At 76.5% G+C, this 601-nt stretch carries 1 protein-coding gene and 1 pseudogene; both read left to right on the forward strand.

The genetic code is table 11. The features are described 5' to 3' along the window. A pseudogene (locus GT030_RS31505) lies at window positions 1–192 on the forward strand (transcriptional regulator); the annotation flags it as partial. A 31-nt stretch (window positions 193–223) separates the two neighbouring features. Next, on the forward strand, window positions 224–601 hold a 378-nt coding region (locus GT030_RS31510), incomplete at its 3' end, for a roadblock/LC7 domain-containing protein (protein ID WP_161204010.1).

Consider the following 601-nt stretch of genomic DNA (forward strand, 5'->3'; position numbering starts at 1 on the left):
CTGGGACGCCAGGCGTTCCACACCCTGGTGGACGTTCGGCGGCTCACCGCGGACGGGCTGCTGGCGCCGATGCCGGTGCCGACCGCGCCGGACCCGCCGCCCGCGGGGTTCCACCCGCCCGCCCCGCTCACCGTCACCGACCCCGACATCGCGCTGCTGAAGAGGCTCAGGAATGCGCTGGAGGCGCTTTGAACGGCAACCGCCCGCCGAGAGGAGAGAGCTGATGCTGCCCGAGTCGGACCTGGCCGCCGTCGTGGACGAGCTGCGGCGGCTGCGCACCCGCGTACCCCAGCTCACCGGCGCCCTGGCGGCGGGTGTGGACGGCCTGGTCGTCGCCCACGACACGCCCGGTATCGACCCCGACGGGCTCGCGGCGCTCACCGCGGCCTCGCTGGGCGTCGCCGTCCGGCTCGCCGACGCCACCGGCAACGGGGGCTTCCGGGAGCTGCTGGTGCGCGGCGAGCGCGGCTATGTCGCCACCTACGCGGCCGGCCGTACCGCCGTACTGACGCTGCTCGCCCAGGACCGGGTCAACGTGGGGCGGCTGCACCTGGAGGGCCGCCGGGCCGGCGCCCGCGTCGGGGAGCTGCTCGACGCCGCC

The sequence above is a fragment of the Streptomyces sp. SID1328 genome, from assembly GCF_009865595.1.
GTDB lineage: Bacteria > Actinomycetota > Actinomycetes > Streptomycetales > Streptomycetaceae > Streptomyces > Streptomyces griseoluteus.